Annotated in this window: 8 protein-coding genes; 2 read left to right on the forward strand and 6 right to left on the reverse strand. The window is 74.7% G+C overall.

Annotation, left to right across the window (positions count from 1 at the left end; translation table 11 throughout):
- From ACIQOV_RS17420 to ACIQOV_RS17430, 3 genes are all read right to left on the reverse strand, one after another.
- On the reverse strand, window positions 1–796 hold a 796-nt coding region (locus ACIQOV_RS17420), incomplete at its 3' end, for a TlyA family RNA methyltransferase (protein ID WP_401049388.1).
- Between the two features lie 35 nt (window positions 797–831).
- A complete protein-coding gene (locus ACIQOV_RS17425) occupies window positions 832–1,065 on the reverse strand; it encodes a hypothetical protein (RefSeq protein ID WP_359899185.1) in 234 nt (77 codons plus the stop codon).
- On the reverse strand, window positions 1,049–2,008 hold the full coding sequence (locus tag ACIQOV_RS17430; protein ID WP_401049381.1) for a hypothetical protein: 960 nt from the start codon (window positions 2,006–2,008) through the stop codon (window positions 1,049–1,051). The genes ACIQOV_RS17425 and ACIQOV_RS17430 overlap by 17 nt, the downstream gene beginning before the upstream one ends.
- 199 nt (window positions 2,009–2,207) lie before the next feature.
- On the opposite strand from ACIQOV_RS17430, the gene ACIQOV_RS17435 reads away from it, so the two are divergent.
- Window positions 2,208–2,555 carry an SCP2 sterol-binding domain-containing protein gene (locus ACIQOV_RS17435; RefSeq protein WP_387734306.1) on the forward strand — a complete coding sequence of 116 codons (348 nt, stop codon included), beginning with the start codon at window positions 2,208–2,210 and terminating at the stop codon, window positions 2,553–2,555.
- A 139-nt stretch (window positions 2,556–2,694) separates the two neighbouring features.
- Here ACIQOV_RS17435 and ACIQOV_RS17440 read toward each other — a convergent pair whose 3' ends face one another.
- Together ACIQOV_RS17440 and ACIQOV_RS17445 are read right to left on the reverse strand one after the other, a co-directional pair.
- Complete coding sequence (locus ACIQOV_RS17440; RefSeq protein ID WP_359899179.1) at window positions 2,695–3,732, reverse strand: HAD-IIA family hydrolase; 1,038 nt, start codon at window positions 3,730–3,732, stop codon at window positions 2,695–2,697.
- A 297-nt stretch (window positions 3,733–4,029) separates the two neighbouring features.
- Entirely contained in the window at window positions 4,030–4,743 is a 714-nt protein-coding gene (locus ACIQOV_RS17445) for a tetratricopeptide repeat protein (protein ID WP_401049384.1), read from the reverse strand.
- Window positions 4,744–4,835: 92 nt separating this feature from the next.
- Between ACIQOV_RS17445 and ACIQOV_RS17450 the strand changes: the two genes are divergently transcribed.
- A complete protein-coding gene (locus tag ACIQOV_RS17450) occupies window positions 4,836–6,206 on the forward strand; it encodes a DUF1015 family protein (protein WP_401049386.1) in 1,371 nt (456 codons plus the stop codon).
- Between the two features lie 103 nt (window positions 6,207–6,309).
- Here the strand turns inward: ACIQOV_RS17450 and ACIQOV_RS17455 are convergent, their stop codons facing one another.
- On the reverse strand, window positions 6,310–7,293 hold the full coding sequence (locus ACIQOV_RS17455) for a hypothetical protein (protein WP_401049390.1): 984 nt from the start codon (window positions 7,291–7,293) through the stop codon (window positions 6,310–6,312).
- Window positions 7,294–7,815: the final 522 nt, after the last annotated feature.

A 7,815-nucleotide genomic window follows, 5' to 3' on the forward strand; every position in this document is an offset into this window, starting at 1 on the left:
CCTCCGCCACGGCCCGGTCCGCCTCCGCGGGGTCCAGCTGCGGGGCGTCCCGGCGCAGCCAGAGGAAGTACTCGACGTTGCCGGACGGCCCCGGCAGGGGGCTCGCGGTGACCGCGCGCACGCCCAACCCGAGCTCCCACGCCTGCCCCGCGACCTGGCGCACCATCTCGGCGCGCAGCTGCGGGCTGCGCACCACGCCACCGCTGCCCAGACGCTCCTTGCCGATCTCGAACTGGGGCTTGACCATCAGCACCAGGTCGGCGTCCCCGGCCGCGCAGGAGGCGAGGGCCGGGAGCACCAGGCCCAGCGAGATGAACGACAGGTCGCCCACCACCAGGTCCACCGGGGTGCCGCCGATCAGGTCCGGGGTCAGCTCGCGCACATTGGTGCGGTCCATCACGGTGACCCGGTCGTCGCTCTGCAGCGACCAGGCCAGCTGCCCGTACCCGACGTCCACCGCCAGCACCCGCGCGGCCCCGGCCCGCAGCAGCACGTCGGTGAAGCCGCCGGTGGAGGCGCCCGCGTCCAGCGCCCGGCGGCCCTCGACCACCAGGCCCTGCGGTACGAAGGCCGCGAACGCGCCGGCGAGCTTGTGGCCGCCGCGCGAGACGTAGTCGGGGTCGTTGTCGTCCTTGGCCACCACGACCGCCGCCGAGGTCTCCACCTGGGTGGCCGGCTTGGTCGCGGTGGTGCCGCCGACGGTCACCCGGCCGGCCGCGATCAGCTCGGACGCGTGCTCACGCGATCGGGCCAGCTTGCGGCGGACCAGTTCCGCGTCGAGTCGGCGTCGTGCCACTGCCACTGGTGTTCAGCTCCTACGGATCCTGCGGGTCATTCCTGATCGAGCGCGGCCAGTGTGTCGACCAGCCGCTGGTGAACATCTTCGTACACCGCGACGTGTGCCTCGGCCGGGACCCCGTCCAGAGCCTCCAGCCGGGCCAGGCCGGCGTCCACTCCGGGGTGGCCGGTGAGGACCGGCTCGACGCCCAGCGGCTCCACGGGGGCGATCATGTCCGACGCCCCGGCGTCCCGGACGGACTCGGGCGGTTCACTCGTCCCGGGCATCGGGCTTCTTCGTGCTGGTGGCCTTGCGGACGGTGGTCCTCCTGGTCGCGGCACGCTTCGCGGGCGTCCCTGACCGGGTGGCGGCCTCGGACCGGGCCTCGGTCTGCTTGGCGGTGGCGGTCTTCTTCACGGTCGTCGTCTTCTTCTTCGCGGTGGCCTTCCCGGCCGCCGTCCCCTTCCTGGCCGTCCCCTTCCCTGCCGTCCCCGTCGTCGCCGGCTTCTCGGCCGCGCTCTTCCTCGGTGTGCTCTTCTTGGCGGCGCTCTTCTTCGCCGGACTCTCCCCGGCGGCGCTCTTCTTCGCCGGACTCTCCCCGGCGGCGCTCTCCTCGGCCGCGGGCTCCTTGGCCGGGCCCTTCTTCGCCAGGCCCTCCCCGGCGGCGCTCTCCTCGGCCGCGGGCGCCTCCGGCGGGACCGGGGCGGCCCGGGACACGGGCGGAACCGGTGGATCGACCTCGACCGGCTCGTCCACCTCCACCCGCTCGGCGACTATCGGCTCCCCCGTCGCCGGGACCGCCGAGCGCTCCTCCTCGAACTCCCAGCCGCGCCCGAACAGGTCACCGGCCCGCGGCGCCGGCACCGGCTCCTCGGCCTCGTACGACTCCGGCCCGGACCCGGCCGCCGGGGCCTCCTCCTCGACCTCGCGCAGCTTGGTCTCCAGGTACGCCAGCACCACGCCGACCTTGGTCACCTGGTCGCCGACCTTCTCGAAGACCTTCTCCGCCTCGTTGCGCGCCACACCGACCGCCAGGTCCACCCCGGCGCGCCCGGCGGTGACCGCCTCCCCGGCCAGGGTCTGCAAGGTCTCCACCGACGGCGGGAACTGGCCGCCCAGCCGGCGCTCGACCCCGGCGACGTCCACCCCGGCCTTCTCCAGGATCGAGGTCGCCGTCCCGACGACCAGCTTGCCGACCTCCTCGACCACTCCGGCGGCGGTCTCCACCACTCCCCGAACCGTCCTCGGCAGCATCCGGGTGCCTCCCAATCGCGTACGCGCGTCGCTCCGTCGCCCTCAGTACCCGGGCCGTTCCGGGCACCCCACGGACGACGTCCGGGCACCCCACGGACGACGCTACCGCCAAAACCCGCCTGAGGTACCGTGGCCCGCAGTCAGCACCGTAACGACCGGGGGAGGGAGCCGCCCCGTGGCGAACGCCGAGGAGTGCCGGGAGGCACTGGAGCAGCTCAGCCGGAACATGGCGAAGTCCACCGGCGACGTCCGCAAGGCCGCGGCCCTCGACCGTTCGCTCAGCTGCCGGATCACCGACCTCGACCTGACCTTCACCGGGCGACTGCGCGACGGCCGGATCCAGGACATGGTGGTCTCCCCCGGCGCCCCGGCCGGGAAGGCGGAGATCCGGCTCACCATGACCAGCGACGACCTGGTCGCACTGGTCGGCGGGCGGCTCGGCTTCGCCTCCGCCTGGGCGAGCGGCCGGGTCAGGCTGGAGGCGGGCTTCCGCGACCTGCTGCGACTGCGCACCCTGCTCTGAGCCGGGCCGCCGAACCGGTCCCGAGTTCGGCCGCCGGGCCCGTCCCGGACCGTCCCGGTGCCGTCGGACCCGGCCGTCGGACCCGGCCGTCGGACCCGGCGCTGCCGAGGGCGGCCCCGGGTCGACCGCCGACCTGTTCTCAGAACCCCAGATCGGCCAGCGCCTTGCGGCCGTCCACCGGCGCGCCGCCCGCGTCCAGCACCGTCCACGCCGCCGCGCACAGCGCCCGCAGGCCGTCCCAGCGGTCCCCCGCCCCGGACAGCCGCAGCACACCGGCCTCGACGCCCGCGACCCAGCCGCCGCACCCGAAGCCGCCGTCCACGGCCGCCACCGCGGGGTGGGGGACGAGCAGTCCGCGCAGGTCGGCGGCCAGGTAGGTCGGCCGGTGCTCGACCGGGGCCGCCAGCAGCAGCTCCGGCGTGGTCACCCCGGTGAACACCAGCAGGCTGTCCACCCCGCCGTTGAACGCGCCCTCGATGTCGGTGTCCAGCCGGTCCCCGACCACCAGCGGACGCTCCGCACCGGTACGCAGCACGGTCTCCCGGTGCATCGGCGGCAGCGGCTTGCCCGCCACCTCCGGCTCCACCCCGGTCGCCGCCCGCACCGCCGCCACCAGGGTGCCGTTGCCGGGCGCGATGCCACGGGCCCTCGGCACCGTCAGGTCCAGGTTGGACGCCACCCACGGCAGACCGCTCTGCACGGCGTACGAGGCCTCCGCCAGGTCCGTCCACCCCACCGAGGGGTCGAAGCCCTGGACCACCGCGAGCGGACCGTCGGCCAACGAGCGGACCGCGACCAGCCCCAGCTCGGCCAGCGCCTCCTCCAGTCCGAGCCCGCCCACGACCAGCACCTTCGAGCCGGCCGGCACCTTCTCGGCGACCAGCCGGGCGGCGGCCTGGGCCGAGTTGATCACGTCGGCCGGCTCGGCCGGGACGCCCAGCTCGGTCAGGTGCTCCGCCACCACCCGCGGCGGGCGGGAGGCGTTGTTGGTCACGTAGGCGAGCCGCATCCCGGCCGTGCGGGCGGCGTCCAGCGCGTCCACCGCGTGCTCGATCGCGTGCGCGCCCGCGTAGACCACGCCGTCCAGGTCCAGCAGCGCGGTGTCGTACGCGTCGGTCAGCGGCCGCTCGCTGCCGCCGGGGGCGGTCCGTCGCACGGGGGTGGCCGTCTCGGTCATGGCTGCGCTACCTCATTCACTGCGTCGTCGTTCACTGCGTCGTCCGCGCCGCACGTCCTCGTGCGGCGCGGCTTCCGTCACTCGTGCGTGGCGGAGCCTGTCACGGCGTCCGTCACTGGTCCGCCATGGTCTCCGCCACGGTTTCCGTCACGGCGTCCGTCACTGGTCCGCCACGGTCTCCGCCACGGTTTCCGTCACGGCGTCCGTCACTGGTCCGCCACGGTTTCCGTCACTGGTCCGCCACGGTCTCCGTCGCGGAGTCCGTCACGGTGTACGGCCGGTCCTCGCGCCGACCGGTCAGGCGCCGTCGTCGGCACCGTTGCCCGCGCCGGCGTCGCCCGCCGACCCTCCGGCCGGGCCCTCGGCACCCGCCGGGGGCGCCGCGTACCCGGGTGCTCCCGGCAGCAGCGGGCCGTACGCCCCGGCCCGGGCCGCCAGGGTCGCGCGGGTCTGCCGCAGCGCCTGCCGGTAGTGGTCGCTCTCCGGCCGCATCGCCACGGCCAGCGCCAGGTGCTCGGCGGAAGTCTCGAAATCGCCCAGCCGGGCCGCCGCGACACCCCACCCGAACTGAGCGTAGTCGTCCGCCGGGTCCGCGAGCGCCACGGCACGGAAGTTCCCCAGGGCCGCCGCGTACGAGCCCGCGTCGAACTGGGCCCGCGCCAACGCCTCCCGGATGCTGCGCGAGTGCGGCTCGGCCGCCACCGCCCGGGCGAGCAGCTGCTCGGCGGCCGCCGGATGCCCCTGGGCCAGCAGCTGGGCACCCCTGCGGAACCAGTCGTACACGTCCCCGGCGGGCTCCCCGGAACGGCTCTGCCGCGGCACCCCTCCGACCCCGGTACCGTCGACCCCCGCGCTGCCGACCCCTGCGCCGCCGCCCGGTGCTTCGTCGCCCGGTGCACGGACCGGCACGCCGCCGGCCGGAGCATCCCCGCGGGTGGCACCGACCGGCCCGACCGGTCCGCCCGACTCGACCGGGCCGCCGCCGTCCACCCGTTCCTGCCCGTCGTCCATGCCGTACCTCGCCCTCGGTCGCACACCCGGCCCACGACTCGGCACGGGCATTCCGATCTCTCAACAACGCGTACCCGGTTACGATGCCCAGAATGAGCACACCCAGTGCAGAAGACGGAGTCGAGACTCCCGAGGGCGGCCCCGGTGATCCCGGGCACGTCGCCACCGCCGGCCTGTCCCTGTCCCCCTTCCGCGGCCTGCGCTACGTCCCCGACCGGGTCGGCGCCCTGGCCGCGGTGATGTCCCCGCCGTACGACGTCGTGGATCCGGGCCGCCGGCTCGACCTGGAGACCGCCGACCCGCACAACGTGGTCCGGCTGATCCTTCCCAGGCCCGAACCCGAGGACGCCGGCGACCGCCCCGACCGCGACACCCGCTACCGGCACGCCGCCCGGCTCCTGGCCGCCTGGCAACGCGAGGGCATCCTGGCCGCCGACCCCGAGCCCGCGCTCTACGTCTACGAGCAACGGGTGCCGGCCACCGACGACTCCCCCGAACTGCTCCAGCGCGGCCTGATCGGCGCCCTCGCGGTGAGCGGCCGCGAGGGCGGCGTGGTGCTCCCGCACGAGGACGTGATGCCGCGGCCGGTCGCCGACCGGGTCGGCCTGATGCGCACCACCCGGGCCAACCTGGAACCGCTGCTGCTCACCTACCGGGGCAACGGCGGCGCCTCCGGCGTGATCGAACGGACGGTCGAGCGCGAGCCGCTGCTCTCCACCGCCACCAGCGACGGCACCCACCACCGGCTGTGGGCGGTCACCGACCCCGCCGAGATCGCCGGGATCAGCCGCGACCTCGCCACCTGCCGGGCGCTGATCGCCGACGGCCACCACCGCTGGGAGATGTACCTGCGCCTCCAGCGCGAGCACCGCCACCTGCCGCGCAGCCCCTGGGACCGCGGCCTGGTGCTCCTGGTGGACACCGCCCGCTACCCGCTGCGGGTCCGCGCCATCCACCGCGTGCTGTACCGGCTGCCGATGGCCGAGGCACTGGAGCGGCTCGGCGACCAGTGGAAGGTCAAGGAGGTACCCGGGCCGCTGTCCGCCGCGCTCCAGGCCCTCGCCGAGCAGAAGCGGCACGGCGGCAACGGCTTCGTCCTCACCGGCGGCGACGGCGTCTACTGGCTGCTCGGCGAGCCCGAGGAGTCCCTGCTCGACGCCACCGTGCCGCAGGGCCGGCCCGAGGAGTGGCGCCACCTGGATGCCACCGTCCTGCACGCCACCCTGCTGGACCACACCTGGCACGTCCCCGACGGCCCGGACGACATCGGCTACCTGCACACCGCCGTGGCCGCCGAGCAGGAGGCCGCGCGCACCGGCGGCACCGCCGTCCTGCTGCACCCGGTCCGGGAGTCGGTGGTGAGACGGCTGGCCGAACAGGGCGTCACCATGCCGCGCAAGTCCACCTCCTTCGGGCCGAAGCCGGCCACTGGGCTGGTGCTGCGCAACCTCGCGCTGGGCTGACGACGACGCCGGGCCGGACACCGGGCCGGAACGCCGTGAGGCCCTGCCGTTCCCCGGGATTCCAGGGAACGGCAGGGCCTCACGGCATTGCCTGGGGAGCTGCTCAGCTCTTGTCGGCGGCGGCCTCGGCGCCAGCGTCGGCTTCGGCCTTCGGCTCGGCCTTGGCGGCCTTGTCGGCCTTGGTGTCCTCGGCCTCGGCCTTGGTGTCGGCCTTGGTGTCCTGGACCTCCTGGACGCGCTCGGGGACGACGCCGTCGAAGTCCTCGTCGATCTCCAGGTCGTCCTCGTCGTAGAACTCCTCGACGTCCTCCTCGTCCTCGAAGATCACGCGGTCGTCGGCGTTGTCGCCGCCACCGCGCTTCTTCGCCGGCGCATCCGTCGACTCGGTCTCGTCCTCGGCCAGCTCCGGGTCGAGCGTGTCGATGAACTCCACGCCGTCGATCTCGGCCAGCCGCTCCGAGGCGTTGGTGGTGCCGTCGGTGTCGGCCTCGGCGGCCTTGGCGAACCAGTCACGGGCCTCGTCGGCCCGGCCGGCCGCGATCAGGGCCTCGGCGTAGGCGTACCGCAGGCGCGCGGTCCACGCGTGCACGGCGCTGGAAGCCAGCTCCGGGCTCTGCAGCGTCACCACGGCAGCGTCGAACTGCTCCATGTCGCTGCGGGCACCGGCCGCCACGAGACGCATCTCGACCTGGCCGGCCTTGTCCAGCTGCTTCACCTCGGGCTCACCGGCCATCGCCAGCGCCCGCTCCGGGCGGCCCAGACCGCGCTCGCAGTCGGCCATCACCGGCCACAGGTCCGCCCGGCCGGTCATCCGACGGGCGGCGCGGAACTCGGTCAGCGCCTCGGAGTAACGCTGCGTCATGTACGAGGCGAAACCGGCCGCCTCACGGACCGCCGCCACGCGGGAGGCCAGACGGAGCGCGACACGCGAGTACTGGTAGGCCTCCTCCGGCTCGCTGTCGAGCATGCGGGCCACCATCACCAGGTTGCGGGCGACGTCGTCCGCGAGGGTCTTGGGCAGGCTCTTGAGCTCCTGGCGCACGTCCGCGTCCAGCTCGAAGCCGGTGATGTCCTCCGGGATCGGCAGACGCTTGACGGGCTCGTAGTTGCCCCGGCGGTCGTCGTAGTCCCGACGGTCACCGCCGCGGTCGTCACGATCCCGACCGTAGCCGCCGCCCTGGCGGTCGTCACGGCGGAAACCGCCGCGGTCGCCGCCGCGGTCGTCACGGCGGAAGCCACCGCGGTCACCGCCGGACGGACGGTCGTCACGGCGGAAGCCACCGCCGGAGGGGCGGTCGCCGCGGTCACGGTTGAAGCCGCCACCGGAGGGGCGGTCGTCACGACGGAAGCCGCCGCGCTCGCCACCACGGTCGTCACGGTCACGGCCGTAGCCACCACCGGTCGGGCGGTCGTCACGACGCGGACGGTCGTCACGGTCGTCACGACGGAAACCACTCGGGCGGTCGTCACGGCGGAAGCCACCGCGGTCATTGCCGGACGGACGGTCGTCGCGACGGAAGCCACCGCCGGAGGGGCGGTCGCCGCGGTCACGGTTGAAGCCGCCACCGGAGGGGCGGTCGTCACGACGGAAGCCGCCGCGCTCGCCACC

It is taken from the genome of Kitasatospora sp. NPDC091257 (assembly GCF_044757675.1).
Taxonomy (GTDB): domain Bacteria; phylum Actinomycetota; class Actinomycetes; order Streptomycetales; family Streptomycetaceae; genus Kitasatospora; species Kitasatospora lactacystinica.